This is a genomic window from Pseudomonas sp. AC242, from assembly GCF_979258655.1.
The window spans coordinates 5268428-5293764 of sequence record NZ_OZ409873.1 but is presented as its reverse complement, the minus strand read 5'-3'; the positions used below and the strand labels follow the sequence as shown (position 1 = coordinate 5293764).

Below are 25337 nucleotides of genomic sequence, written 5' to 3'. Positions count from 1 at the left end.
GGCTCACTCCTACAGTTGAAATGCGTTCCAATGTAGGAGTGAGCCTGCTCGCGATGGCGTCTGTACAGGCGCTGGAAGACTCAAGCCTTGCCGGTAATCTTGCGGTATTTCTCCATCAACTGTTCTTCAGTCTCCGGATGCGCTTCGTCCAGCGGAATGCAATCCACCGGGCAAACCTGTTGGCATTGCGGTTCGTCGTAGTGGCCGACGCACTGGGTGCACAGGTTCGGGTCGATCACATAGATCTCTTCGCCTTGGGAGATGGCGGCGTTCGGGCACTCGGGTTCGCAGACGTCGCAGTTGATGCAATCGTCGGTGATGATCAGGGACATGCTAACTCCAGCCAGGGCGGCAGGCCCGGGCGCTATAAATCAATGCGCGCAATTGTGCCGCATTGGCGCGCGCAGTGCACGCTGCTGCGATCAAGGGCTGTAATCAACAGCCAGGATCGCAGTCCGAGCCTTCGGCAGCGCCTACTTTTTGAAGCGCAGGGTCAGCGCATCGGCCACAGCGGGGTGGACGAACTTGCTGATATCGCCACCCAACGCGGCAATTTCCCGCACCAGCGTCGAGGAAATGAACGAATAACGCTCGGACGGGGTGAGAAACAGACTCTCCACATCCGGAGCCAACTGGCGATTCATGTTGGCCAGCTGGAATTCGTATTCGAAGTCCGACACCGCGCGCAAACCACGCAGGAACACATTGGCGTTCTGCTCTTTGGCGAAATGCGCCAGCAGCGTCGAGAAGCCGACCACTTCCACGTTCGGCAGGTGTTTGGTGACCTCGCGAGCCAGTTCGACCCGTTGTTCCAGCGGGAACAGCGGGTTCTTTTTCGGGCTGGCAGCAACCGCAATGATCACGTGGTCGAACAGGCGCGAGGCGCGTTCGACCAGATCGCCATGGCCCTTGGTAATAGGGTCGAAGGTACCTGGGTACAACACTCGGTTCATCGCGTCGTCCTGGCGGGAGTCCGTTGGGGAGTCGGATGGTATCGCAGCCGTCCCGGTCGGCCAAGTCGCCTGTTGGGTAAGAAAGCACTATAGACGATGGCAATAATCGGTTTTTTCACGGGTTTCTCAGCCGATCGGCGAGGGATGTTGCCAGTTGCGCGGTCAGGCCATACACCGACAGCTGCGGGTTGGCGCCGATGCTGGTGGGGAACAGTGAGCCGTCATGGATCGACAGATTAGCCAGTTGATGATGCCGGCCGAGACTGTCGGTGACCGCACTTTTCGGGTCTTCGCCCATCGCGCAGCCGCCCATGACGTGAGCGCTGCCCAACCGAGTGCGGTACAGCTCAAGGCTCAAACCATCGATCAGCGTGCGCGCTTCGGCCAAGGTTTTCGCGTATCGGGCGTCGGCGTGCATCGGCATTACCGATTTCGCACCGCCGGCGAACTGGATTTCGGCCATGACATGAAAGGCCCGGCGCAGGCCGTCCCAGGCGTAGGGCGAAACCTGGTAGTCGAGCACCGGCGAACCATCGCCCCGTAATTCGACTGCGCCACCCGTGCTGTCCGGGTGAAAACCGTCGCGCAGCAACGCCAGCATGGCGTGGGTGTGCGGCAGGTCCGCCATGTGTTGCGCACTCTCCTCGCCAAAGCCGCCGAGCAGGGTGGCCGCCAGTGCCGGATGCAACGGTGGTACTTCAAGTTTGAAAGCCATCGGCCCGGTGGTGCCGTCCTTCCATTGGAAATGGTCGGAATAGATCGACTGCGGCGCCCCGTAGAACGGGTTGATGACTTCGTCGAAGCGCGCGGCGGACATGTTCACCGGGTGCAGGAAGGTGCGTTTCCCGAGGTTTTTATGCGGATCCGGGGCATCCGAACGCAGCAACAGCGCCGGGCTGTTGATGCCGCCGCCGGCGAGCACGTAATGCCTCGCGTTGACGGTGATTTTGCGGCCGGTCGGTTCAACGCAGCGCTCATCCATCGCCACGCATTGCAGGCCAGTGACTTTGTTGCCGCTGATCAGCAGTTTCTCCGCTCGGGCCAGATAAAGCAGCTCGCCGCCCTTTTCCAGCGTCGCCGGAATAGTCGTGACCATCATTGATTGCTTGGCGTTGGTCGGGCAGCCCATGCCGCAGTAACCAAGGTTCCAGCAGCCGCGCACATTGCGCGGGATCACGTGCCAGCTGTAGCCGAGTTGCTCACAGCCTTTGCGGATTACGTCGTTGTTGGCGTTGGGCGGGACCATCCACGGCGCTACGCCGAGGCGCTGTTCCATTTTCTCGAACCACGGCGCCATCTCGGTGGGGCTATGGCCTTTGACGTTGTGTTCTTTGGCCCAGTGTTCGAGGGTCGGCTCCGGCGTGCGAAAGCTCGAGGTCCAGTTGATCAGCGTTGTGCCGCCAACCGCGCGGCCTTGCAGAATGGTGATCGCGCCGTCCTTGCTCATGCGGCCGATGCCCTCCTGATAGAGGCTGCTGTAGGCCTGGTCTTCGAGCATTTTGAAATCTGAACTGGTTTTCAGCGGGCCTTCTTCGATCAGCAGGACTTTGTAGCCGGCAGCGCTGAGGATTTCCGCAGTGGTGCCGCCACCGGCGCCGCTGCCGATGATAGCGACGTCGGCTTCAAGGGTGAGGTCGTCGCTCAGTTGTGCGCCGTTGTAGGTTTTCCAGCCTCGGGCGAGGCCTTCGCGGAACGGGTCGGGTACGGGCATCGATCAGGTTCTCTTGTTTTTGTTGTTCTGGCGGGCCTCATCGCGAGCAGGCTCACTCCTACATTTGGAATGCAACCCCCTGTAGGAGTGAGCCTGCTCGCGATAGGTGCGACTCGGTCTCAGACCGAAGGCGGCCCTGGATAGCCGCAATGCGCCCACGATTCGGGGCGGGTGTACCAGGCCATCATCACCATCTGCTGCAACGAGCTATGCCCCATGCGTAACAGACTCAACGAGCTGTTTTCCCAGCGATCAAGGAAATGCCGCATCGCCTCGGCACTGGCGTTTTCCCAACTGCCCCAGATCCCGGTGAGTGGCCCGCGCGTCACCGCCATGCCGAGCACGTCGAACAACTGCCGGATGAGTTTGAGCATTTCCGGCGACAGGTGATCGAGGCTGTAGTCCAGCGACTTGAGCGTGCCTTCAACAGCGACCGGCATTTTCTCGGCCGCCAAGGCGCCGTCGAGCATCACCGGAATCAGCGCGCGCAGAAACAGCAGGTCGCCGTCGCGCAGCGAGACAAAACCGTTGGCCGCGACGCTCGACGAGCAGCCGCTAAGGCTGGCGCCGAGTCCGGCGGTGGCGAGGAACGCCGTAGCGCCGAGGCTGAATTTCAGCAGGCCACGGCGGGACAGTGCAGGTGTTTCGGTCAGGCTTGGGTGCATTATTTTTATTACCCGGCGGTGACGAAGGTTTAGCGAATGAACAGCTTCTGGATCAGTTTCTGAATCGATTTGCCGTAGGGTGGATAAATCAGCCTGGCCGCGTTGAACCGCTGTTTGATCAGCACGCCTTTGGCTTTGCTGAAGGTCAAAAAGCCTTCGTGACCGTGGTAGTGGCCCATGCCGGAAGCACCGATGCCGCCGAACGGCATGTCGTCCTGAGCCACATGCAGCAACGTGTCGTTCAGGCACACGCCGCCGGAATGGGTTTCGTGCAGCACACGGTTCTGTTCGCGTTTGTCGTAGCCAAAGTAGTAAAGAGCCAGAGGACGTGGCCGCTGATTGATGTAAGCGAATGCCTGCTCCAGATCCTGATACGGCACGATCGGCAGCAGCGGCCCGAAGATTTCGTCCTGCATCACCGTCATCTCGTCGCTGACATTCAGCAGCACGCTGTGCGGCATGCGCCGGCCCTGGCCCTGCTCGAACAGCGGAATCAACAGCGCACCCTTGCTGGTGGCGTCGCTGACGTAGCCGTTGAGCCGTGCCAATTGGCGTTCGTTGATGATCGCCGTGTAGTCCGGATTGTCAGTGAGTGTCGGATAGAAACCCTGCACGGCCTGGCGATAGGCTTCGACAAAAGCACCGACCCGGTCTTCCGGCACCAGCACGTAATCCGGGGCAACGCAGGTCTGGCCGGCGTTGAGGGTTTTACCGAAGGCGATGCGCTCGGCAGCATCCTTGAGCGGCACATCGTGGGAGACGATAGCCGGCGACTTGCCGCCCAGTTCCAGGGTGACCGGGGTCAGGTTTTCGGCGGCGGCGCGCATCACGTGTTTGCCGATGCTGGTGGCGCCGGTAAACAGCAAGTGGTCGAAGCGCAAGCGCGAGAACGCCACGCCGATGTCGGCTTCACCGAGCACCACGCAGACCAGGTCTTCGGGGAAAATTCTCGCCAGCAACTCTTTCATCAACAAGCCGGTGGCCGGGGTCGATTCACTGAGTTTGAGCATCACCCGGTTACCCGCTGCCAGGGCGCCGACCAGCGGGCCGACGGCCAGATACAGCGGGTAATTCCACGGCACGATGACGCCGACTACGCCCAGAGGCTGATACACCACTTTTGCCGAAGCAGGCTGGAACGCGATGCCGACCTTGCGTCGCGAAGCTTTCATCCAGCCTTTGAGATGACGGCTGGCGTAATGAATGCCGTGCAGGCTTGGCATCAGCTCGGCGAGCAGGGTTTCATCGGCGCTGCGATGGCTGAAATCGGAGCTGATTGCCTCGATCAATGCCTGACGCTCGTTGCTCAGCAAATCACTCAGCGCCTTGAGCCATTGCTGGCGTTGGGCGGCGGGTGGCATCGGGTTCGCGGCATACGCAGCCCGCTGCGCCTCGAACAACCGGTCCAGCTCGGCCAGCGGTTGTTGCAGCGTTTGCAGGTAGGCAATGTCGGCAGTCATGGTCTGCTCCGGATTTATTGTAATGATGAACTTTTTAGAGTCTATGCTCTAGAAAGTCAAATGACTTCCTTGCACAGCATTGTTTTATCCATTTCCGGTTAGGTCGTAAGATGCCCCCCAACGCACTCTGAATTAAAGCTCAAGCCATGGCCCCACGAATAAAAACCAGCGAGCGTATCGTGCTGAACAGCCTTGAGCTGTTCAATCAACAGGGCGAGCGCAGCATCAGCACTAATCACATTGCCGCCCACATGGAGATTTCTCCCGGCAATCTGTACTACCACTTCCCCAACAAGCAGGCGATCATCGCCGTGTTGTTCAGTGAGTACGAAAGCCTCGTGGACAGCTTTCTGCGTCCGCCGCAGGGGCGTGCGGCGACGGTCGAGGACAAGCGTTTCTATCTCAAGGAATTGCTCTCGGCGATGTGGCGCTACCGCTTTCTGCACCGCGATCTGGAGCATCTGCTCGACAGCGATCCGGAACTGGCCGCCCGCTATCGGCGCTTCTCGCAACGCTGTGTGATTCAGGGCGCGGCGATCTACGAAGGTTTTGTCGCCGCCGGGATTCTCGATATGGACCGCGTGCAAATCGAATCCCTGACCCTCAATGCCTGGATCATCCTGACGTCGTGGGTGCGCTTCCTGTGCACCACCCGCGAGAATTCCAACCACCTCAGTGAACAAGCCATTAAACGTGGCGTGTATCAGGTGCTGGTGCTGGAAGCCGGGTTTGTCACCGAGCAGGCGCGAGACGAGGTCAATGCGTTGTTCGAGGAGTTCTACGTGCCGCTGGCCCAGGCCCTCGAAGACGTGAAATAAACCGTTCTGTTGAAATCCCCCAGGAGCCTGTTATGCCGATTGCGCAACTGATCAGCCCCGAAGCACTGGATGCCCGCAGGGCGCAGCCGGGACTGGTGATTCTCGATTGTCGTTTTGCTCTCGAAGACCCGGACTACGGCCAGCGCAGCTATGCCGAAGGGCACATTGCCGGGGCGAGCTTCGCCGATCTTGAGCGTGACCTCAGCGGTAAAGTGGTGAAAGGCGTGACTGGCCGTCATCCGTTGCCCGAGCCGGCGGCGTTGATCGAGCGGCTGCAGGCCTGGGGCATCAACAACGACAGCGATGTGATTTTGTACGATGACGGTCCCGGTGCCTACGCGGCGCGGGCGTGGTGGTTGCTGGCGTGGCTGGGCAAGCGCGATGGTGTGTTCATTCTCGATGGCGGGCTCAAGGCGTGGCATGCGGCGGGGCTGCCGCTGAGCCTGGATGCGCCGACGGTCAGTCGCGGTAGTTTCAGTGCTCAGGCGGATATGAGCCTGCTGATCAGCGCCGAAAAATTGCAAAAGCGCCTTGGCCAACCTGCGTTGACCTTGATTGATGCTCGGGCGTTGCCGCGATTCAAGGGGGAGGTCGAACCAATTGATCCGATTGCCGGACATATTCCCGGCGCGCAATGCGCGGCGTTCACCGACAACCTCGGCAACGACGGGCGATTCCTGCCGGCGGATCAGCTCAAACAACGTTTTGCCGCCAAGCTCGGCGAGCGCTCGCCAGCGGATCTGGTGGCGTATTGCGGTTCCGGCGTGACGGCGTGTCACAACCTGTTTGCGTTGTGCCTGGCGGGTTATCCGTTGGGGTCGTTGTACGCTGGATCATGGAGCGAGTGGATCAACGAGCCTTCGCGCGGTATCGCCACCGGCGAATAAGATCAAAAGATCGCAGCCTTCGGCGGCTCCTGCATTGGAATGCATTTCCCTGTAGGAGCTGCCGAAGGCTGCGATCTTTTAGCTTTCCATCCGGGCGCTACGGTAGGCGGCGGGCCCGACGCCATAAGCCTGCTTGAACTGCCGGCTCAAATGGCTCTGGTCGGCAAACCCCAATTGTGTGGCGACCTCCACCGGCAGGCAGCCGTGCTGCAGAAGTGCGCGCGCCTGAGCGATACGTTGCTGCATCAGCCAGGTGTGCGGCGGCATACCAGTAGCGCGGCGAAACACTCGGGCGAAATGGAACGGCGACAGATTGACCGCCGCCGCGAGCTCTTCAAGTGACGGTGGCGCCGCCAGTTGCGCGTGCAGCAATTCTTTGCCCAACAGCACTGCGCGGTGTTCCTTGCCGGCTCGACCGGGCACCGGCACCGCTGCATGGCGCTGCAACAGCCGCAACATCATCTCGCGCCACAGCGTTTGCTGTTGCAGCGCGGTCGCTGGGCTTTCCAGCAAGCGGTGCAATTGCGCAAAGCCGTTGACCAGATCCGCATCGCGATACAGCGTGGCGCCGAACGCCGGCAGACTCGTGGTGGACAGCTCCAGCTCATCCAGCAACGAAACGATCTGTGAAGTATCGGGATAAAACGCCCGATACAGCCAGCCGTCCTCGGTGCCTTTGTGCCCGGTGTGCAATTCGTCCGGATTGATCAACACCAGTGTGCCGCTGCCGGCCAGATGTTCGGCGCCGCGATAGCGATAACGCTGGGCACCGGCCATGATCATGCCGATCACGAATCCGTCGTGCACATGCGGGGCGAAGCGATGCTCGATGTAGCGCGCCGACAACAACTCGACCCCGGCCAGCGGCGCGGTTTGCCAGAAGCGGATCGACTCGCCCTGATCGCTCATGCGGGCACGCTGGCCAGCCACTGCGGGATGCGTCGTTCCAGGTAATAACCAGGCTGACGTAGCGAGCCGTCGACAAAGCCGACATGCCCGCCGCGTGCCTGCAATTCGAAGGCAATCGAGGCCGACAGCTCACTGGCTTGCGGCAAGCTGTGCGGGAACACGAACGGATCGTCCGCCGCCTGAATGATCAGGGTCGGCGTGCGGATCTCACCGAGGAAGTAGCGGCTTGAAGCGCGGCGATAGTAATCCTCGGCATCATTGAAACCGTGCAACGGCGCGGTTACCCGGCCATCGAAATCCCAGAACGTGCGCATGTTTTCCAGCGAGCCGAGGGCTGCCAGCGCGGCGAGTCCGTCTTCGCGACCGTCATGCTGAAACTGCCGTTGCTTGTTCTTGATGTAAGCGACCATCTCGCGCATGAAGTGCGCCTGATAGACCTTGGAAAATCCCTGGCCGATGCGGTCGGCGCATTGGTCGAGGCGAAACGGCACCGACACTGCGACTGCACCGAGCACACCGCTGGCGCTGCCGGTTTCCCCAAGATGTTTGAGCAGCACGTTGCCGCCCAGGGAGTAGCCGACGGCAAACAACGGTGCCAATGGTCGTTTGGCGCGCAGGTGCTTGATAGTCTCGGCGAGATCTTCGCTGGCGCCGGAGTGATAACTGCGCGGGAGCAGATTCGGTTCACCGGAACAGCCACGCCAGTTCAGCGCCACGCTGGCCCAGCCTTGATCGGCCAGCGCCTTCTGGATACCGGCGACGTAAGGCGAATTGGAGGAGCCGGTCAGGCCGTGCAGTACCAACACCAGGGGCGCATCGGCGGTGTGCGGGCCGTGCCAGTCGAGGTCAAGGAAGTCGCCATCCTCGAGCCACAGGCGTTCACGTTCACGCTCGATATGTACGGTTTTGCGCCACAGCGGCCCCCACAAGGTTTGCAGGTGCGGATTGCCGAGGCCGAGGGCGGGGGTGAAGCGTTCTGAAGAGGTGGACACGATGATTCTCGATGCAGAGCGGCGACCCTGTTGGAAGGGGCGCCGCCTATTCAGACCGGTCGATTAACCGGCGATCTCTGCCGTACGTTGCCACAGCGCGTAGTAAACCCGGCCGGATTTCTGTTCGCGGTGCAGGCGCCAGTTGCCCGGCAGGCCCAGCGTCGATGGCGCCGTTTCGCTTTCAGTGTAGATCCACGAGTCCGGCGCCAGCCACTGACGCTCTTCGAGCAAGGTGCAGACGGCAGGCAGCAGGTTCTGGTTGAACGGCGGATCGAGGAACACCAGGTCGTACGCGCTGGCGGTCTGGGTTTCCAGATAACGCAGGGCGTCGGCAGTCTGCACCTGGCCGTTGGCGCAGCGCAGGGTACCGAGGTGTTCTTTCAGGCTGGACACCGCAATGTTGCTGGCATCCAGTGCCTGGCCCATGGCCGCGCCACGGGACAGCGCTTCGAGAAACAGCGCGCCGCTGCCGGCGAACGGATCGAGTACCTTGGCCCCTTCAACATACGGCGCGAGCCAGTTGAACAGGGTTTCACGCACGCGGTCCGGCGTCGGGCGCAGGCCCGGCGCATCGGGGAAGCTCAGCTTGCGGCTGCGCCATTGGCCGCCAATGATGCGCAACTGGTTCACACCGTTGTGGACGTTGTGCGCAGGCTTTTTAGGGGAACGAGTTGCCATTAATGCTCCGGAACCCCGAGCGGTTGCTCGGTAGGTTTATCAGATGGGGCCGGTAACGGCTTTTGCGGCACGGTCGGGCCAGCGGTGACGATGACCATTTTGTCCGTGCTCAGATGTTTGTTCAGGGCGTCGCGGACTTGTTCCACGGTCAGGCTTTGCGACTGACGCATGAAATCGTCGAGATAGCTCAGCGGCAGATTATAGAAGCCCATCGCGCCGAGTTGGCCGACGATATCGGCATTGCTCGCGGTGGACAGCGGGAAGCTGCCGGCCAGTTCGCGTTTGGCGTCATCGAGCTCTTTCTGCGTCGGCCCGGTTTTCAGATAGTCGGCGAGCACGTCCTGCACCAGTTTCAGGGTGCCTTCGCTCATTTCTGCGCGGGTCTGCAGGTTGATCATGAACGGGCCACGTGCCTGCATCGGGCTGAATGCCGAGTACACGCCGTAGGTCAGGCCGCGTTTCTCACGCACTTCGCTCATCAGGCGCGTGCCGAAACCGCCACCACCGAGGATCTGGTTGCCCATCGACAGCGCCGCGTAATCCGGATCGTCACGGTCGATGCCCAGTTGCGCGAGCATCAGGTTGGTTTGCTTCGACGGGAACTCGATGTGGTTGACGCTGGCTTTCGGTTCCTGCGGCTGAGCGATTTTCGCCAGCGCCGGGCCTTTGGGCAGGGCCGAGGAGACCTGATTGGCAATCGCCTCGGCTTCCGCGCGCGACAGATCACCGACCAGCGCGATGACCACGTTGCCAGCGGCGTAGGCCTTGGCGTGGAACTCACGCAACTGCGCAAGGGTAATCTTCGGCACGCTCTGTGGATTGCCGTCACTCGAATGCGCGTACGGGTGGTCGCCATACAGACGCTTCATCAGCTCAAGGCTGGCGAGTTTGCCGGGGTTCTGTTTCTGGTATTCGAAACCGGCGAGCATCTGGTTCTTGATACGCGCGAAGGAGTCGGCCGGGAAGGTCGGTTTACCGACCACTTCCGAGAACAGATTCAAGGCCGGTTCGCGTTTGTCGGCAGCACTCAGGCTGCGCAGCGAGGCCAACGCCATGTCCTTGAACGCACCGTTGCCGAAATCCGCCCCCAGACCTTCAAAGCCCTGAGCGATGGCGCCGACGTCTTTACCGGCAACACCTTCGTTGAGCATCGCGTTGGTCAGTACCGCCAGACCCGATGCGCTGCCGTCCTGGCTGCTGCCGGCGGCGAAGATCAGGCGCATGTCGAACATCGGCAGCTCATGGGCTTCGACGAACAGCACTTTGGCGCCTGCGGCGGTGTTCCAGGTTTGCACGTCGAGTTTGCGGCTGGCCGGGGCCTTGCCGTCGAGTTCGGCCAGCGATTGCAGCTTCTGGCTGGACTTGGCGTTGTCGAGGGCTTCGCTGGCATTGCTGTCAGCGCCCGGCGACAGGTAGAACGCGGCAGAGCCGATCACCGCCACGGCGATCAGGCCGAGCAGCAGGCGTGGGGATTTGCGCTTACTCATGAGTCGTCTCCAGTGGCAGGACGTGGGCGACGCTGAGACGTTCGCGGGTGAAATACAGCTTGGCGGCGTTCTGGATGTCTTGCGGGGTCACGCTTTCCAGATCGGCGAGTTCGGTGTCCATCAGTTTCCACGACAGGCCTACGGTCTCGAGTTGACCGATGGCGGTGGCCTGGCTGGTGATCGAATCACGTTCGAACACCAGACCGGCGATCACTTGTGCACGTACGCGCTCGAGTTCTTCGGCGGACGGCGCGGTGGTTTTCAGCTGCTCCAGCAACTTCCACAGACCGGCCTCGGCTTGCGCCATGGTCTTTTTCTTCTGCGTGTTCGGCGTTGCCGAGAGGGTGAACAGGCTGTCGCCACGGGTGTAGGCGTCGTAGCTCGACGAACCGCCGGAGACCAGTTCTTCGCCGCGCTCCAGTTGTGTCGGGATGCGGCCGCTGTAACCGCCGTCGAGCAGGGCCGAGATCAGGCGCAAAGCGTTGACCGAGCGTTTGTCATCAGCCGTCGCAATGCTTGGCACGTTGAAACCGAGCATCAAGCTAGGCAACTGAGTCTGCACGTGCAGGGTGATCTGGCGTTCGCCGGGCTCGGCCAGTTCCAGTGGTTTTTTCGCCGGTGGCACGTCGCGCTTGGCGATCGGGCCGAAATAGCGCTGGGCGAGGGTTTTCACTTCGTCTGGAGTGACGTCGCCGACCACCACCAGTGTGGCGTTGTTCGGCACGTACCAGGATTGGTACCAGTGGCGCAGCTCTTCGACCTTCATGCGGTCGAGGTCGGCCATCCAGCCAATGGTCGGCGTGTGGTAGCCGCTGGCCGGGTAGGCCATGGCCTTGTAGCGCTCGTAGGCTTTGGACATCGGCTTGTCATCGGTGCGCAAGCGGCGCTCTTCCTTGATGACTTCGATTTCCTTGGCGAACTCGTCGGCCGGCAGGCGCAGATTGGCCATGCGGTCGGCTTCCAGTTCGAAGGCTACGCCCAGACGGTCGCGAGCCAGCACCTGGTAATAAGCAGTGAAGTCGTCGCTGGTGAAGGCGTTCTCTTCTGCGCCCAGATCACGCAGGATCAAAGAGGCTTCGCCGGGACCGACTTTCTCGCTGCCCTTGAACATCATGTGTTCAAGCGCGTGGGACAAACCGGTCTGGCCCGGGGTTTCGTAGCTGGAGCCGACCTTGTACCAGACCTGCGAGACCACCACGGGCGCGCGATGGTCTTCGCGCACGACGACCTTGAGGCCGTTGTCGAGGGTGAATTCGTGGGTCGGTTGCGGGTCGGCCGCCAGGGCCGAAAGGGGCAGGCAGACTGTGCTGAGCAGCAGGCCTGCAGCGCGGCGGGCTAGAGCATTCATTCGTTTTTTAACCTGTTGGGCTGCCCGCTTGGTCTTAGCCTAGGCGGGCGAGGAGGTGCTAGGATACTGATCCGTTTTACTGGCGGCCACGCCTATCAAGCCACTGTTCGGTCGATAGGTTGTATGGGTTCCCGGAAGAAGCTTTGAGTTTGTCAGCTAAACTCTGCGTTTTCGCCGACGATGCCGTTCCAGTCCTTCGTATTAATCGACCTTTGAGGTGCCTGTGGTGCCTCGACAAAATGTTGCGCGTGAACAAGCTGGATGAAACACAGTCTGTTCTGCATCGAATATTTATTTGCCGGGGCGCCCTTATGGCGCGTCGCTACCGTGAGATAGCCGTCCTCCATGTTTGGTTCCAACGACGACAAGAAGACCCCAGCTGCGGCTGGCGAGAAGAAAAGCCTGTTCGGATGGCTGCGTAAGAAACCGCAGGAACCCGTCGTCGAACAGCCGCCCGCGATTCCTGAGCCTGCACCGGAACCTGCTCCGGTTATAGACGAAGAGCCGGCACCGATCGTTCTGCCGATTGCCGAGCCGGTGCTGCAACCGGTCGAGCCAGAACCCGAGCCTGAAGCGCCTGTAGCGGCGGAATTGCCGCTGACCCCGGCGGCTGAGCCATGGCTGACTTTGCCAGTGGCGGAAGAGCCAGTGGCATTGGTTGAAGAGGCAGCGCCGCACATCACCCCAGACATTCCTGCGCCTGCTGCATTCGTTGCAGAGGTTGCTCCGGCGCCGGTGGTTGAGCCGGTAGTTGAGCCTGCGCCGGTTGTTGTCGAGCCCGTTGCGCCCGTGTTTGTTGCGCCAGTTGTCCAACAGCCCGAGCCTGCACCTGCACCTGCACCTGCACCTGCACCTGCACCTGCACCTGCACCTGCACCGGTTGTCGCTGCTCCTGTTACTCCAGTCGAAGTGGTTGCCGAGGCCCCGGTCGAAGCCCCGCGCACCGAAGAAACCAAAGCCGGTTTCTTCGCCCGCCTCAAGCAAGGTTTGTCGAAAACCAGCGCCAGCATCGGCGAGGGCATGGCCAGCCTGTTCCTCGGCCGCAAAACCATCGATGACGATCTGCTCGATGACCTCGAAACCCGTCTGCTCACCGCCGACGTGGGTGTCGAAGCCACCACGCAAATCATCCAGCGTCTGACCCAGAAGGTCGCGCGCAAAGAGCTGGCCGACGCCGACGCGCTGTACAAATCCCTGCAGGCCGAACTGGCCGCGATGCTCAAACCGGTCGAACAACCGCTGAAAATCGCCTCGCAGAACAAGCCTTTCGTGATTCTGGTAGTCGGCGTCAACGGCGCCGGCAAGACCACCACCATCGGCAAACTGGCGAAGAAGCTGCAACTGGAAGGCAAGAAAGTCATGCTTGCCGCCGGTGACACCTTCCGCGCCGCCGCTGTGGAACAATTGCAGGTCTGGGGCGAGCGCAACAAGATTCCGGTGATCGCCCAGCACACCGGCGCCGACTCGGCTTCGGTGATCTTCGACGCCGTGCAGGCTGCCAAGGCCCGCGGCATCGACGTTTTGATCGCTGACACCGCCGGTCGTCTGCACACCAAAGACAACCTGATGGAAGAGCTGAAGAAGGTTCGTCGTGTGATTGGCAAGCTCGACGCTGACGCGCCGCACGAAGTGCTGCTGGTGCTCGACGCCGGTACTGGCCAGAACGCCATCAATCAGGCCAAGCAATTCAACCAGACCGTCGAACTGACCGGCCTGGCGCTGACCAAGCTCGACGGTACCGCCAAGGGCGGGGTGATCTTCGCCCTGGCCAAGCAGTTTGGCCTGCCGATCCGCTACATCGGCGTCGGTGAAGGCATCGACGATTTGCGTACCTTTGAAGCCGAACCCTTTGTCCAGGCACTGTTTGCCGAGCGGGAGCGTTCATGATTCGTTTCGAACAGGTCGGTAAACGCTACCCGAACGGTCACGTCGGCTTGCATGAGCTGAGCTTTCGAGTCCGTCGTGGCGAGTTCTTGTTTGTCACCGGCCACTCCGGTGCCGGTAAATCCACGTTGTTGCGCCTGTTGCTGGCGATGGAACGTCCGACCAGTGGCAAACTGCTGCTGGCCGGGCAAGACCTGAGCACCATCAGCAACGCGCAGATTCCGTTCCTGCGCCGGCAGATCGGTGTGGTATTCCAGAATCACCAGTTGCTGTTCGATCGCACGGTGTTCAACAACGTCGCCTTGCCGCTGCAGATTCTTGGCTTGTCCAAGGCCGAAATCGCCAAGCGTGTCGATTCGGCGCTGGAACGCGTGGCGCTGTCGGATAAAACCGATCTGTACCCGGGCGACCTGTCCACCGGTCAGCAACAGCGCGTCGGCATTGCCCGCGCCATCGTGCACCGCCCGGCCTTGCTGCTGGCGGACGAACCGACCGGTAACCTCGACCCGCGTCTGGCGGCCGAAATCATGGGCGTGTTCGAAGACATCAACCGTCTGGGCACCAGCGTGCTGATCGCCAGTCACGACCTGGCGCTGATCGCGCGCATGCGTCACCGCATGTTGACCCTGCAACGTGGCCGATTGATCGGCGACGGGGAGGCCGGGGTATGAGTGCGACACGTAGCCCAAAGGTTTCCGAGCGCGTGGCCCCGAAGGCCGCCGATCCGCAGCCGCCGAAGAAGAAAAAGCACGACGAAGACGATGGCCCGGATTTCGCCACGTTGTTCCGTGCCTGGGTCGAAAGCCATCGCGCCAGTCTGCTCGACAGCCTGCGTCGCCTCGGCAAGCAGCCGATTGGCAGTTTCTTCACCTGCATGGTGATGGCCGTGGCGCTGAGCCTGCCGATGGGGCTTTCGCTGTTGCTCAACAACGTCGAACGTCTTGGTGGTTCGTGGCAGCGGGCGGCGCAGATCTCGCTGTATCTGCAACTCGACACCAGCCCGGAACAGGGCGAGTCGTTGCGCGAACAGATCAAAGGCATGCCCGGCGTAGCTGATGCTGAATATGTCGGCCGTGATCAGGCGCTGGAAGAGTTCCAGCAACAGTCCGGACTGGGTGAAGCCCTGCGCGAGCTGCCGGAGAACCCGTTGCCGGGCGTGGTACTGGTCACTCCGAATGAAGTCGACAAGCCAACCCTGGAAGCATTAAGACAAAAACTTTCCGAGCTGCCCAAGGTACAACAGGCGCAACTTGATCTAGTCTGGGTCGAGCGTCTGGCCGCCATCCTCAAGCTTGGCGATCGTTTTGTCTTCGGTCTGACAGTGCTGCTGGTTTCTGCATTACTTTTGGTGATAGGCAATACCATTCGTCTTCATATTGAAAACCGCCGCACCGAGATAGAAGTGATTAAACTCGTCGGCGGCACTGACAGTTATGTGCGTCGCCCTTTCCTTTATATGGGCGCGTTGTATGGCTTCGGTGCGGGGCTACTGTCCTGGGGCGTATTGGCGTTTGGCTTGAACTGGCTGAACGATGCGGTGGTTGGGCTGGCCGGCTTGTACGGCAGTGATTTCGCGCTGGCCGGAGTGCCAGTTGCCGACGGTCTGTCGCTCTTGCTTGGCGCGGTGCTGTTGGGTTATATCGGTGCATGGATTGCAGTCGCACGCCATCTCAGGGAGCTGGCGCCGAAGTAGAATCTTTTTTGCGCGTGATTGACCTCGCGGTTTTTTTGGGAACTTGCACTTGAATTCCCGGTCAATTTTTCGCAGTGCCGAGAGGCACGAGTATGTAAGTGGGAGGTTTTTTCGTATGACCAATTCTTTGCAACCTGCGTATGCGTTGGTTCCGGGTGCGAACCTGGAAGCTTACGTGCACACCGTCAACAGCATTCCATTGCTGACGCCGGAGCAGGAGCGTGAACTGGCCGAGAGTCTCTACTATGAGCAGGATTTGGGGGCGGCTCGGCAGATGGTGCTCGCCCACCTGCGTTTTGTCGTACATATCGCCCGTAGCTATTCCGGCTACGGTCTGGCTCAGGCTGACCTGATCCAGGAAGGTAACGTCGGCCTGATGAAGGCCGTGAAGCGCTTCAACCCGGAAATGGGTGTGCGTCTGGTGTCGTTCGCCGTGCACTGGATCAAGGCGGAAATTCACGAGTTCATCCTGCGCAACTGGCGCATTGTGAAAGTCGCGACCACCAAGGCCCAGCGCAAGCTGTTCTTCAACCTGCGCAGCCAGAAGAAACGTCTGGCGTGGCTGAACAACGAGGAAGTCCACCGTGTGGCGGAAAGCCTCGGCGTTGAACCGCGGGAAGTGCGCGAGATGGAAAGTCGCCTGACCGGCCATGACATGGCCTTCGACCCGGCTGCTGAAGCTGACGACGACAGCGCTTTCCAGTCGCCGGCCAACTATCTGGAAGACCACCGGTACGACCCGGCGCGTCAACTGGAAGATGCCGACTGGAGCGACAACTCCAACAGCAACCTGCACGAAGCACTGGAAGTGCTGGACGAACGCAGCCGTGACATCCTCTACCAGCGCTGGCTGGCAGAAGAGAAAGCCACGCTGCACGACTTGGCGCAGAAGTACAACGTGTCGGCCGAGCGGATCCGTCAGCTCGAGAAGAGCGCGATGAACAAGCTCAAGTTGTCGATCGCCGCATAACCGGCGAGCAGGCAATAAAAAACGCCCCGATCAGCGATGATCGGGGCGTTTTTTTATGCGCATATGTCAGGGCAGCATCAATCCCTGTGGGAGCTGGCTTGCCAGCGATGGCGTCGGGTCAGTCATGTAGATGGTTGCTGAACTACCGCTATCGCGGGCAAGCCCGCTCCCACAGGGATCTTTAGGATTTGGAAGAATCTTGACTGGCTATCGAGACCACGGTGCGCGGCGCGAATCGTTGAGCCCCAACAGATAACTATCCCCACCCAACTGGCTCATCTGCTGCCGAATCCACCCGGCCCGGCGCGACACATAAGCGGTTGGATGACTCGCACTCCAGACACGCGGATTGGGTAGAACGGCCGCCAGATAACTCGCCTGCTGCCGCGACAACGACTTCGCGCTCACGCCAAAGTGATGGCGGGCCGCAGCTTCGGCGCCAAACACCCCGTCATCCCACTCGACGCTGTTCAGGTACACCTCAAGAATCCGCTGCTTGGGCCAGAACACCTCGATCAGCGCGGTAAACCAGGCCTCCAGGCCTTTACGCAGATAGCTGCGGCCGGCCCACAGAAACAGGTTCTTCGACACTTGCTGGCTCAAGGTGCTGGCGCCGCGAATCGAGCCGCCGAGTTCGTTGTGCGCCAGTGCGGCCTGGATCGCACTGAAGTCAAAACCCCAATGCTCGGGAAACTTCTGATCCTCACCGGCCATGACCGCCACTTTGAGATCGTCGGAGATCTCGTCCCACGGCTTCCACGTGCGTTGCAGGTCAATCGGCTCACCGTCGACCCAGGATTCGACCTTGCGTTCGACCATCAGCGCTGTGCCCGGCGGCGGCACGAAGCGAAACACCAGCACCAGCAAGACGCTGCCACCGGCGAACCAGAGCAGGGCCTTCGTGAGACGACGGAAAATAGTACGCAGCATAGAGATGGCTTGGCCGAACCGGTGGAGCGGGCCATTATACAGACCCTGCCGATCGCGTCTGACTGGAGTTCCCAATGCTGCGTGGCTTTTTGATGCTGGCCGCTTTTTTCGGTTTCACCGGTGTTGCGTTGGGCGCATTCGCCGCCCATGGCCTGAAAAGCCGACTGACGCCTGAATATCTGTCTATTTTCCACACCGGCGTCACTTATCAACTGGTGCACACCCTGGCACTGTTCGGAGTGGCGCTGTTGGCCACGCAGATTCAGGGGCGGCTGGTCGCTTGGGCCGGCGTGTCGTTCACCGTGGGCATTCTGCTGTTCTCCGGTAGCCTGTACGTGCTGACCATCACCGGTATCAGCAAACTCGGCATCATCACTCCGTTCGGCGGTCTGGCATTTCTGGCCGGTTGGGTTTGCCTGGGCCTCGCCGCCTGGCGCCTGCAACCAACCGCTTGACGCTTGGTGCTGACCTTTAGGTCATGATCGGGCTAGAATGCCAGCCCCTAAAAATGATGGCGGCGTTGCGCATGCGCATTCAGTTGAACGGTGAATCCCTTGAACTGCCCGACGGCGAGACTGTTGCGGCCCTGATCACCCGTCTGGAACTGACCGGACGCCGGGTGGCAGTCGAACTCAATCTGGATATCGTCCCGCGCAGCCAGCATGCCAGCACCACGCTCAATGACGGTGACAACGTCGAAGTGGTGCACGCCATCGGCGGCGGCTGATCGCCCGGCCCGCAAGGGTACAGAATTCTGCAAGACCCTCACCCCTAAAGAGGATTCCCCATGAGCATCGTTCGTAGCGACAAGCCTTTTGTTCTGGCCGGTCGTACTTACCAGTCGCGTTTGCTGGTCGGTACCGGCAAGTACCGTGACATGGAAGAAACCCGTCAGGCCATCGAAGCCTCGGGTGCCGAGATCGTCACCTTCGCCGTACGCCGCACTAACCTGGGCCAGATCGAAGGCGAGCCGAACCTGCTCGACGTGCTGTCGCCGGAGCGCTACACCTTCCTGCCGAACACTGCGGGCTGCTACGACGCCATCGAAGCCGTGCGCACCTGCCGCCTGGCGCGTGAACTGCTCGATGGTCACAACCTGGTGAAGCTGGAAGTACTGGCCGACCAGAAAACCCTGTTTCCTAACGTGATCGAAACCCTCAAGGCCGCGGAAACGCTGGTCAAGGAAGGTTTCGACGTGATGGTGTACACCAGCGATGACCCGATCATCGCCCGTCAACTGGCAGAAATCGGCTGCATCGCGGTCATGCCGCTGGCCGGTCTGATCGGTTCCGGTCTGGGGATCTGCAACCCGTACAACCTGCAGATCATCCTCGAAGAAGCCAAGATTCCCGTGTTGGTCGATGCCGGTGTCGGCACTGCGTCCGACGCGACCATCGCCATGGAACTGGGTTGCGATGCAGTGCTGATGAACTCGGCCATCGCCCACGCCCAGCAGCCGGTGATGATGGCTGAAGCCATGAAACACGCCATCGTTGCAGGCCGCCTGGCCTACCTTGCTGGCCGTATGCCGAAAAAACTCTATGCCAGCGCCTCTTCGCCGCTGGATGGTCTGATCAAGTAAGAGCCATTGATGACTGAATCGAACGACACGCCTATCCAGACGGAAGAGGGCGACGAGCGCCAACACCGCCGCATCAAGAGTTTCGTGATGCGCGCCGGGCGCATGACCGAAGGCCAGCAACGCGGTCTGGATCAGGGCGCGCCGCTGTACGTGCTGCCGCTGGCTGACGCGCCGGTCGATTACGATCAAGTGTTCGGCCGTTCGGCACCGCGCTCGCTGGAGATCGGTTTCGGCATGGGCCACTCGCTGCTGGAAATGGCCGCGGCGGCGCCGGAGCAGGATTTCATCGGTGTTGAAGTGCACCGTCCGGGTGTTGGCGCGCTGCTCAATGGCGTGCTGACCCAGGGTCTGACCAACCTGCGCGTCTACGATTGCGACGCGATCGAGGTGCTCAACCGCTGCATCGCCGACAATAGCCTTGACCGCCTGATGCTGTTCTTCCCGGATCCGTGGCACAAGAGCCGTCACCACAAACGTCGTATCGTTCAGGCGTCGTTCGCTGAACTGGTGCGCAGCAAGTTGAAGGTTGGCGGCATTCTGCACATGGCTACCGACTGGGAACCGTACGCCGAATACATGCTGGAAGTGATGAACGTCGCCCCGGGCTACCGCAATCTCGCCGAAGACGGCAAGTGCGTGCCACGCCCGGCCGAACGCCCGATCACCAAGTTCGAACGCCGCGGCGAACGTCTTGGCCATGGCGTCTGGGACCTGAAGTTCGAAAAACTCGCCTAAGCATCACGCAATGATCGTTCCCACGCTCTGCGTGGGAATGCTGCCCGGGACGCTCTGCGTCCCACAGCGGACGCAGAGCGTCCATTGAGGCATTCCCACGCGGAGCATGGGAACGATCAAAAGCGGCCGAAAGATCAGCGGCGGTCGGCGACCACGCCGATGAGGACAAGGACTACCAGCAGGACTGGCGCCAGGCTGTAGTTGTTGAACTGGCTCAAACCCTTGATAACCCACGGCGTGGCGTAAATCAGCGCTGCACCGCTGCCGATCACGCACAGCAGCGCCATCAGCGGTACGCGCAGGGCGCCGGCGATGCTGCCCAGGCGTTGCTCGACCCAGCCTTTGAAGTCGGCGCCGAACAGCACCAGCAGGCAGCCGACCAGCGCCAGGGCGATTTCCGAGAGGTTGCTGCGGCTCCAGCGGGAGACGGTGGCGAGCAGGTCGAGTATCAAATCCATGCGTTTTCCCTTAGGACAGAAGTTGAGGGCTGGGCTCAGTTCAGAAATTGTTGCAGCAAGTCGTTGAGAAACAGTTGTCCGCGCTCGGTGGCCGCCAGACGTGACGGTTCGACCTGCAACAGACCGCTTTGTTCTGCCGCGGCCCGGCCTTCGGCGAGGCTTTCCAGCGACAGCCCGGTGCGCTCCGGATACAGGCGCGATTCGACGCCAGCGGTCAGGCGCAAAGCGTTCATCAGAAACTCGAACGGCATCTCGTCATTGGTCAGGGCTTTTTCGCCAGCCTGGAAGCTTTTTGCCGGGTTGAGATAGTCCTTCGGCAGACGGGTCTTCCAGGTACGCACGATGCGTCCGTCAGGATGACTCAACTTGCCGTGCGCACCCGCGCCGATGCCGATGAAGTCGCCGAAGCTCCAGTAATTGAGGTTATGCCGCGCTGGCCGACCGGCCTGGGCATAAGCCGAGACTTCGTACTGCGCGTAACCGTGCTCGGCCAAAAGCGCCTGCCCGGCTTCCTGAATGTCCCACAGCGTGTCGTCCTCCGGCAGCACCGGCGGCTGGTTCCAGAACACGGTGTTCGGTTCCAATGTCAGTTGATACCAGGAGATGTGCGTCGGATTCAGTTCGATAGCCTGGCGCAAATCGCTCAAGGCATCGTCTAGCGACTGATCCGGCAAGCCGTGCATCAAGTCGAGGTTGAAGTTATCGAACCCGGCCTGCCGCGCCATACCGGCAGCACGCACCGCTTCGTCACCGTTGTGAATCCGGCCCAGCGCCTTGAGTCTTTCCTGCTGGAAACTCTGGATGCCAATCGACAGGCGATTGATCCCCAGCTTGCGGTACGCGACGAACTTCTCTTGCTCGAAGGTGCCGGGATTGGCTTCCAGAGTGATTTCGATGTCATGAGCAAATGGAATGCGCTGCTCGACGCCTTCCAGCAGTCGCCCGAGGGCTTCGGCGCTGAACAGGCTCGGCGTACCACCGCCAAAGAAAATCGAGCTGATTTCACGCCCGTAAACCGCGTGCAGGTCCTGATCGAGATCGGCCAGCAAGGCGTCGACGTACTCCTGCTCCGGCAACACCGGGCTGGCAGTGTGCGAGTTGAAGTCGCAATACGGGCATTTGCGCACACACCACGGGATGTGGATGTACAGCGCCAGGGGCGGCAGCGTCGGCAGCGGCGCCCGAGGCGAAGAGGCGGCGCCGCCGACAATCAGCGACGACGCGGAAGAATCACCGGTCATTTCAAGCCCAGACGCTGGCGCAGCAGATCCATTGCACGGGCGCGGTGGCTGATCTGGTTCTTGTCGGCCGGGCTCAATTCGGCGCTGGAGACGTCACGCTCCGGCACCCAGAACAGCGGGTCATAACCGAAACCGTGTTCGCCGCTGGCAGCGGTGAGGATGCGCCCGTGCCACAAGCCTTCGCAGAGGATCGGCAATGGATCATCGGCGTGACGTACCAGCGCCAGTACGCAAACGAACTGCGCGCCGCGCTCGGCTTGCGGCACGTCCTTCAGCGCATCGAGCAGTTTGGCGTTGTTCGCCGCATCGCCCTTGCCATCGGCATAGCGCGCCGAATAGATGCCCGGTGCACCGCCAAGGAAATCCACCGCCAGCCCTGAGTCGTCGGCCAGCGCCGGCAGCCCGGAAATACGTGCGGCGTTGCGTGCCTTGAGAATGGCGTTCTCGACGAACGACAGACCGGTTTCTTCCGGCTCGACCTTGCTCCACTCGCCAATCGAGCGCAGTTGCACCGATTCGCCGAGCATGGCCTGGAGTTCTTTGAGTTTGCCGGCGTTATGGCTGGCCAGTACGAGCTGCTTGATGTTCATCATTCGCCGGGAAAGAGTTCTTGGTTGAAATTGATGGTGTTGATCTTGTCGCCGTTCTGCACCTTGATCTCAAAGGTGCGGGTTTCCTGCTGCTCAACCGGATACTGGGCGATGTAGTAGATCGCGCCCTGTTCGGTGATCTGGCGGAAATTCAGCGGCACGCTCTGGCTGGTCAGGTCTTTGACCGTGCCGGTGACGTTGGCGACCAGCGGTTTGCCGTCCTTGATCACCGAGACATTGATCACGCCCTGATTCTTGCTGCGCACCAGTTCCGCAGCCTTGGCGATGTCCGGCGTCAGAAACGTCGAGTTGAAAGTGTTGTAGTGCACCGTGACGTCGCCGAAGGTTTCCTTGCGTTCGCCCTTGATGACGTCGGCCGCCATAGCGCTGGCGCTCAGGCAGGCAGTCAATAACAACAACGCTAAACGACCCATGATCGTGCTCCTCGAAATGACGGGATTCAGACCGCGACTTTGTGGTCTGCAAGCTGCGGGCTGCTGACGCGGTAGATACCGATCTCACCTAACAGATTAGGCCATAGCTTACTGGCCCACCCGTGACGGTGCTGTTGATCCACGGCAAGCCGATCAATGACCTTCGCATCACGTTCGCGGCAAAGTTCTTCAAAGTCTTCGAAGGTGCAGAAGTGAATGTTCGGTGTGTTGTACCAGGTGTACGGCAAAAACTCGGAGACCGGCATGCGCCCCTTGCTCGCCAGGTACCAGCGGCAGCGCCAGTGACCAAAATTCGGGAAGGTGATGATGCATTGGCGACCGACCCGGAGCATTTCGTCGAGGATCTTGTCTGGGTAGTGCACGGCTTGCAGGGCCTGGGTCATGACGACGATGTCGAAACTGTTGCTGGCAAAGTTGCCCAGCCCCTTGTCCAGATCCTGCTCGATAACGTTGACGCCTTTGGCCACGCACTGGGCAATGTTGTCAGCGTCGTTTTCCAGGCCATAACCGGTGACGTTCTTGTTGTCGCGCAGCCAGGTCAGCAGCTCGCCGTCACCGCAACCGAGGTCGAGGACGCGGCTGCCGGCGGGGATCCATTCCTGGATGATTTCCAGATCAGCTCTCATGGCTTTCTCACAACGTGATGCGGTTCATGTAATTGCCGAACGCCTGCAAGTAGCGCGGGATCGGAATCAGGAAGGCGTCGTGGCCCTGCGGTGCGTCGATTTCCAGATAACTGACGTCTTTGCGCGCCGCCATCAACGCATCCACCAGTTCCCGCGAGCGGGCCGGAGAGAAGCGCCAGTCGGTGGTGAACGACATCACGCAGAACTTGGCCGTGGCGTTCTCGAAGGTTTTCGCCAGGTTGTCGTCGAAGTTCGCCGCCGGATCGAAGTAATCCAGTGCCTTGGTCATCAACAGATAGGTGTTGGCGTCGAAGCGTCCGGAGAACTCTTCGCCCTGATAACGCAGGTAGCTTTCGACCTGAAACTCGACGCTGTGGAAGTCGTAGTTGAGCTTCTCGCTCTTGAGGCCACGGCCGAATTTCTCGCCCATGGAATCGTCGGACAGATAAGTGATGTGCCCGACCATGCGCGCTAGCATTAGCCCGCGCTTGGGGATCACACCCGCTTCCTGGAACGAACCGCCGTGGAATTCCGGGTCCGTGAGGATCGCCTGACGCGCCACTTCGTTGAAGGCGATGTTCTGCGCCGACAGCTTCGGTGCCGAGGCGATGGCCAGGCAATGACGCACGCGATCCGGGTAAGTGATGGTCCATTGCAGCGCCTGCATGCCGCCGAGGCTGCCGCCGATCACGGCTGCCCACTGGCCGATGCCGAGCAGATCAGCGAGACGCGCCTGGCTGTGCACCCAGTCTTCCACGGTGAGTACCGGGAAATCGGCGCCGAACGGTTTGCCGGTCTCAGGGTTGATGCTGCTCGGGCCGGTGGATCCATTGCAGCCGCCCAGATTATTCAGGCTGACCACGAAGAACTTGTTGGTGTCGATCGGTTTGCCGGGGCCGATGCAGCTGTCCCACCAACCGGGTTTGCGGTCGTCGACGCTGTGGTAGCCGGCGGCGTGATGATGGCCGGACAAGGCGTGGCAAATCAGCACGGCGTTGCTCGCTTGCGCGTTCAGCGTGCCGTAGGTTTCGTAGATCAGGTCATAGGCGGCCAGCGAGCGGCCACAGGCCAGCGCCAGCGGATCGCTGAAGTGCGCGGTTTGCGGCGTCACCAGACCAACAGAATCGGGGGGAAAGGCAGTTGGCATCGACCCTGCTCTCGTTGAAATGAGGCGTAAGTCTAAAGACCGGGGGGGTTAGCGGCAAGCGGCCCTCACCCTAGCCCTCTCCCAGAGGTAGAGGGGACCGACCGAGGTGTTCTTTTGAGCTACGCCGACCTGATCTATCCGGGCTGAACTCAGGTTCCGAAAACACCCTGGATCGGCTCCCTCTCCAGGGGGAGAGGGCTGGGGTGAGGGGCGCAGGCGCTGCAAAACTCAAGACAAGCGCCCAACCAACCCAGGCAAATCCGGCAACTTCTTCGGCGAGCAGATCTTCACCCGCTTTTGCCGGTTCAACTCACCACTGAGCAAACTGACCTGGCTCTTCGAAACGCCAAACGCCTTGGCCAGAAAACCCATCAGATAAGCATTGGCCTTGCCCTCGACCGGCGGCGCAGTCAGGCGAATCTTCAAGCGATCCCCATGCAGCCCGGCGAAGTCATCGCTACGGGCTGCCGGTTGCAGGTGACACTCGAGGATCAAGTCGTCACCGTCCCAACGGAACCAGCTCACATCAGCAAGCGCAGGATTTCCGGCATCATCGTCATCGCCGCCAGATTGTTGATCACCAGCATGTCGATCAGCTTCAACGCGAGGAAGGCGAAGATTGGCGACAGGTCCAGACCGCCAAGATTCGGCAGGAAGCGGCGGAACGGCGCCAGCGCCGGCTCGCAGATCTGGTTGACCAGTTCAGCACCCGGATTGTGGCTGCCCGGCGCGACCCACGAGAGGATCACGCTGATGATCAGGGCGAAGAAGAAGATCTTCAGGAACAGCGCGGTCACGCCGATCAGCGACCAGATAAACAGTTGCAGCGGGTTGCCGGTGGTGCCGTAAGTCAGCAGCAGGGTCAGCGCCATCAGCGCCAGTTGCACCAGAATCGCCAGCACCAGCGACGACATGTCCAGACCGAACAGGCTCGGAATGATCCGGCGCAGTGGCTTGAGCAGTGGCTGGGTCGCTTTGACGATGAACTGGCACAGCGGGTTGTAGAAGTTCGCCCGTACCAGTTGCAGTACGAAGCGCAGCAGCACGATCAGCAGGTACAGACTGCCGAGGGTTTGCAGCACGTAAACCGCTGCGGTGTTCAATCCAATCATGTAAGG

General features: G+C 60.8%; 30 protein-coding genes. 10 read left to right on the top strand and 20 right to left on the bottom strand.

The window, feature by feature from the left end; all coding sequences use genetic code 11:
• Positions 1–80: 80 nt before the first annotated feature.
• The 5 genes from ACZZ0A_RS23815 to ACZZ0A_RS23795 form a co-directional block, all read right to left on the bottom strand.
• Complete coding sequence (locus ACZZ0A_RS23815; RefSeq protein ID WP_003195146.1) at positions 81–332, bottom strand: YfhL family 4Fe-4S dicluster ferredoxin; 252 nt, start codon at positions 330–332, stop codon at positions 81–83.
• A 141-nt stretch (positions 333–473) separates the two neighbouring features.
• Complete coding sequence (coaD, locus tag ACZZ0A_RS23810; protein ID WP_003229157.1) at positions 474–953, bottom strand: pantetheine-phosphate adenylyltransferase; 480 nt, start codon at positions 951–953, stop codon at positions 474–476.
• A gap of 115 nt (positions 954–1068) precedes the next feature.
• Positions 1069–2664: a GMC family oxidoreductase gene (locus ACZZ0A_RS23805; RefSeq protein ID WP_463543809.1), complete on the bottom strand. Its 1596-nt coding sequence runs from the start codon at positions 2662–2664 to the stop codon at positions 1069–1071.
• 119 nt (positions 2665–2783) lie between these two features.
• Positions 2784–3329 (bottom strand): twin-arginine translocation pathway signal protein, encoded by a 546-nt coding sequence (locus ACZZ0A_RS23800; protein WP_123376166.1) that lies wholly within the window; start codon positions 3327–3329, stop codon positions 2784–2786.
• Between the two features lie 29 nt (positions 3330–3358).
• Positions 3359–4789 carry a coniferyl aldehyde dehydrogenase gene (locus tag ACZZ0A_RS23795; RefSeq protein WP_095112803.1) on the bottom strand — a complete coding sequence of 477 codons (1431 nt, stop codon included), beginning with the start codon at positions 4787–4789 and terminating at the stop codon, positions 3359–3361.
• Positions 4790–4935: 146 nt separating this feature from the next.
• On the opposite strand from ACZZ0A_RS23795, the gene ACZZ0A_RS23790 reads away from it, so the two are divergent.
• Both ACZZ0A_RS23790 and ACZZ0A_RS23785 read left to right on the top strand, forming a co-directional pair.
• A complete protein-coding gene (locus ACZZ0A_RS23790) occupies positions 4936–5607 on the top strand; it encodes a TetR/AcrR family transcriptional regulator (protein WP_007913599.1) in 672 nt (223 codons plus the stop codon).
• A 32-nt stretch (positions 5608–5639) separates the two neighbouring features.
• Entirely contained in the window at positions 5640–6494 is an 855-nt protein-coding gene (locus tag ACZZ0A_RS23785; RefSeq protein ID WP_463543808.1) for a sulfurtransferase, read from the top strand.
• A 78-nt stretch (positions 6495–6572) separates the two neighbouring features.
• Here ACZZ0A_RS23785 and ACZZ0A_RS23780 read toward each other — a convergent pair whose 3' ends face one another.
• The 6 genes from ACZZ0A_RS23780 to ACZZ0A_RS23755 form a co-directional block, all read right to left on the bottom strand.
• A complete protein-coding gene (locus ACZZ0A_RS23780) occupies positions 6573–7403 on the bottom strand; it encodes an AraC family transcriptional regulator (protein WP_463543807.1) in 831 nt (276 codons plus the stop codon).
• A complete protein-coding gene (locus ACZZ0A_RS23775) occupies positions 7400–8395 on the bottom strand; it encodes a hydrolase (RefSeq protein WP_463543806.1) in 996 nt (331 codons plus the stop codon). Before ACZZ0A_RS23775 ends, ACZZ0A_RS23780 begins: the two co-directional genes overlap by 4 nt.
• A gap of 63 nt (positions 8396–8458) precedes the next feature.
• On the bottom strand, positions 8459–9073 hold the full coding sequence (rsmD, locus tag ACZZ0A_RS23770; RefSeq protein ID WP_414916456.1) for a 16S rRNA (guanine(966)-N(2))-methyltransferase RsmD: 615 nt from the start codon (positions 9071–9073) through the stop codon (positions 8459–8461).
• The gene (locus tag ACZZ0A_RS23765; RefSeq protein WP_463543805.1) at positions 9073–10560 is read right to left on the bottom strand and encodes a M16 family metallopeptidase; all 1488 of its coding nucleotides are present in this window, start codon (positions 10558–10560) and stop codon (positions 9073–9075) included. Before ACZZ0A_RS23765 ends, rsmD begins: the two co-directional genes overlap by 1 nt.
• Positions 10553–11908: a M16 family metallopeptidase gene (locus ACZZ0A_RS23760; protein WP_414916458.1), complete on the bottom strand. Its 1356-nt coding sequence runs from the start codon at positions 11906–11908 to the stop codon at positions 10553–10555. The genes ACZZ0A_RS23765 and ACZZ0A_RS23760 overlap by 8 nt, the downstream gene beginning before the upstream one ends.
• A gap of 152 nt (positions 11909–12060) precedes the next feature.
• The gene (locus ACZZ0A_RS23755; protein WP_025112092.1) at positions 12061–12255 is read right to left on the bottom strand and encodes a hypothetical protein; all 195 of its coding nucleotides are present in this window, start codon (positions 12253–12255) and stop codon (positions 12061–12063) included.
• Here ACZZ0A_RS23755 and ftsY point away from each other — a divergent pair.
• The 4 genes from ftsY to rpoH all read left to right on the top strand — a co-directional run bounded on the left by ftsY (position 12254) and on the right by rpoH (position 16455).
• Complete coding sequence (gene ftsY, locus ACZZ0A_RS23750) at positions 12254–13795, top strand: signal recognition particle-docking protein FtsY (RefSeq protein WP_463543804.1); 1542 nt, start codon at positions 12254–12256, stop codon at positions 13793–13795. The genes ACZZ0A_RS23755 and ftsY overlap by 2 nt on opposite strands.
• Positions 13792–14463, top strand: coding sequence for a cell division ATP-binding protein FtsE (gene ftsE, locus ACZZ0A_RS23745; protein ID WP_003229148.1), 672 nt, complete (start codon positions 13792–13794; stop codon positions 14461–14463). Before ftsY ends, ftsE begins: the two co-directional genes overlap by 4 nt.
• On the top strand, positions 14460–15485 hold the full coding sequence (ftsX, locus tag ACZZ0A_RS23740) for a permease-like cell division protein FtsX (protein WP_463543803.1): 1026 nt from the start codon (positions 14460–14462) through the stop codon (positions 15483–15485). Before ftsE ends, ftsX begins: the two co-directional genes overlap by 4 nt.
• 115 nt (positions 15486–15600) lie before the next feature.
• Positions 15601–16455 carry an RNA polymerase sigma factor RpoH gene (gene rpoH, locus ACZZ0A_RS23735; protein ID WP_007913617.1) on the top strand — a complete coding sequence of 285 codons (855 nt, stop codon included), beginning with the start codon at positions 15601–15603 and terminating at the stop codon, positions 16453–16455.
• 207 nt (positions 16456–16662) lie between these two features.
• Here rpoH and mtgA read toward each other — a convergent pair whose 3' ends face one another.
• Positions 16663–17385: a monofunctional biosynthetic peptidoglycan transglycosylase gene (gene mtgA / locus ACZZ0A_RS23730; RefSeq protein ID WP_007913618.1), complete on the bottom strand. Its 723-nt coding sequence runs from the start codon at positions 17383–17385 to the stop codon at positions 16663–16665.
• 74 nt (positions 17386–17459) lie between these two features.
• Here mtgA and ACZZ0A_RS23725 point away from each other — a divergent pair, with 74 nt between their 5' ends.
• The 4 genes from ACZZ0A_RS23725 to trmB all read left to right on the top strand — a co-directional run bounded on the left by ACZZ0A_RS23725 (position 17460) and on the right by trmB (position 19702).
• Positions 17460–17840: a DUF423 domain-containing protein gene (locus tag ACZZ0A_RS23725; RefSeq protein ID WP_007950170.1), complete on the top strand. Its 381-nt coding sequence runs from the start codon at positions 17460–17462 to the stop codon at positions 17838–17840.
• A gap of 71 nt (positions 17841–17911) precedes the next feature.
• Positions 17912–18112: a sulfur carrier protein ThiS gene (gene thiS / locus ACZZ0A_RS23720; RefSeq protein WP_123454333.1), complete on the top strand. Its 201-nt coding sequence runs from the start codon at positions 17912–17914 to the stop codon at positions 18110–18112.
• 60 nt (positions 18113–18172) lie between these two features.
• Positions 18173–18967 (top strand): thiazole synthase, encoded by a 795-nt coding sequence (locus ACZZ0A_RS23715; RefSeq protein ID WP_007913621.1) that lies wholly within the window; start codon positions 18173–18175, stop codon positions 18965–18967.
• A gap of 9 nt (positions 18968–18976) precedes the next feature.
• Positions 18977–19702, top strand: coding sequence for a tRNA (guanosine(46)-N7)-methyltransferase TrmB (gene trmB, locus ACZZ0A_RS23710; protein WP_007913622.1), 726 nt, complete (start codon positions 18977–18979; stop codon positions 19700–19702).
• 134 nt (positions 19703–19836) lie between these two features.
• On the opposite strand, the gene ACZZ0A_RS23705 is transcribed toward trmB, so the two are convergent.
• The 8 genes from ACZZ0A_RS23705 to ACZZ0A_RS23670 form a co-directional block, all read right to left on the bottom strand.
• On the bottom strand, positions 19837–20160 hold the full coding sequence (locus ACZZ0A_RS23705) for a DUF3392 domain-containing protein (RefSeq protein WP_007913629.1): 324 nt from the start codon (positions 20158–20160) through the stop codon (positions 19837–19839).
• 35 nt (positions 20161–20195) lie between these two features.
• Entirely contained in the window at positions 20196–21401 is a 1206-nt protein-coding gene (gene hemW, locus ACZZ0A_RS23700; protein ID WP_463543802.1) for a radical SAM family heme chaperone HemW, read from the bottom strand.
• Positions 21398–21994, bottom strand: a complete 597-nt coding sequence (rdgB, locus tag ACZZ0A_RS23695) for an RdgB/HAM1 family non-canonical purine NTP pyrophosphatase (RefSeq protein WP_007913634.1) — start codon at positions 21992–21994, stop codon at positions 21398–21400. The genes hemW and rdgB overlap by 4 nt, the downstream gene beginning before the upstream one ends.
• Entirely contained in the window at positions 21991–22425 is a 435-nt protein-coding gene (locus tag ACZZ0A_RS23690) for a DUF4426 domain-containing protein (protein ID WP_007913636.1), read from the bottom strand. Before ACZZ0A_RS23690 ends, rdgB begins: the two co-directional genes overlap by 4 nt.
• 26 nt (positions 22426–22451) lie before the next feature.
• Positions 22452–23072, bottom strand: a complete 621-nt coding sequence (gene metW / locus ACZZ0A_RS23685) for a methionine biosynthesis protein MetW (protein WP_007913638.1) — start codon at positions 23070–23072, stop codon at positions 22452–22454.
• 7 nt (positions 23073–23079) lie between these two features.
• Positions 23080–24219 (bottom strand): homoserine O-succinyltransferase MetX, encoded by a 1140-nt coding sequence (gene metX, locus ACZZ0A_RS23680; RefSeq protein ID WP_093429832.1) that lies wholly within the window; start codon positions 24217–24219, stop codon positions 23080–23082.
• A 228-nt stretch (positions 24220–24447) separates the two neighbouring features.
• Entirely contained in the window at positions 24448–24744 is a 297-nt protein-coding gene (locus tag ACZZ0A_RS23675) for a DUF167 domain-containing protein (protein WP_007913642.1), read from the bottom strand.
• Positions 24741–25331, bottom strand: coding sequence for a YggT family protein (locus tag ACZZ0A_RS23670; RefSeq protein ID WP_007913643.1), 591 nt, complete (start codon positions 25329–25331; stop codon positions 24741–24743). Before ACZZ0A_RS23670 ends, ACZZ0A_RS23675 begins: the two co-directional genes overlap by 4 nt.
• Positions 25332–25337 lie beyond the last annotated feature (6 nt).